The sequence below is a fragment of the Enterobacter cloacae complex sp. P43RS genome, from assembly GCF_014930585.1.
GTDB lineage: Bacteria > Pseudomonadota > Gammaproteobacteria > Enterobacterales > Enterobacteriaceae > Enterobacter > Enterobacter bugandensis.
Map to the genome: position 1 here is coordinate 1 of NZ_JADBRJ010000025.1, position 874 is coordinate 874.

Genomic DNA, 874 nt, shown 5'->3' on the forward strand with positions numbered 1-874 from the left:
ATCCGGGTTGCGGACAGTGTCTGGTGGGTAGTTTGACTGGGGCGGTCTCCTCCCAAAGAGTAACGGAGGAGCACGAAGGTTAGCTAATCCTGGTCGGACATCAGGAGGTTAGTGCAATGGCATAAGCTAGCTTGACTGCGAGAGTGACGGCTCGAGCAGGTGCGAAAGCAGGTCATAGTGATCCGGTGGTTCTGAATGGAAGGGCCATCGCTCAACGGATAAAAGGTACTCCGGGGATAACAGGCTGATACCGCCCAAGAGTTCATATCGACGGCGGTGTTTGGCACCTCGATGTCGGCTCATCACATCCTGGGGCTGAAGTAGGTCCCAAGGGTATGGCTGTTCGCCATTTAAAGTGGTACGCGAGCTGGGTTTAGAACGTCGTGAGACAGTTCGGTCCCTATCTGCCGTGGGCGCTGGAGAATTGAGGGGGGCTGCTCCTAGTACGAGAGGACCGGAGTGGACGCATCACTGGTGTTCGGGTTGTCATGCCAATGGCACTGCCCGGTAGCTAAATGCGGAAGAGATAAGTGCTGAAAGCATCTAAGCACGAAACTTGCCCCGAGATGAGTTCTCCCTGAGACTTTAAGTCTCCTGAAGGAACGTTGAAGACGACGACGTTGATAGGCCGGGTGTGTAAGCGCAGCGATGCGTTGAGCTAACCGGTACTAATGAACCGTGAGGCTTAACCTTACAACGCCGAAGCTGTTTTGGCGGTGAGAGAGACGATTTTCAGCCTGATACAGATTAACAGAATTTGCCTGGCGGCTTTAGCGCGGTGGTCCCACCTGACCCCATGCCGAACTCAGAAGTGAAACGCCGTAGCGCCGATGGTAGTGTGGGGTCTCCCCATGTGAGAGTAGGGAACTGCCAG

The 874-nt window shown here is 54.8% G+C and carries 2 rRNA genes; both read left to right on the plus strand.

Going from position 1 to position 874, the window contains the following annotated elements:
• Window positions 1-693 (plus strand): 23S ribosomal RNA (locus IM294_RS21960); the annotation flags it as partial.
• Window positions 694-760: 67 nt separating this feature from the next.
• Window positions 761-874 (plus strand): 5S ribosomal RNA (gene rrf / locus IM294_RS21965); the annotation flags it as partial.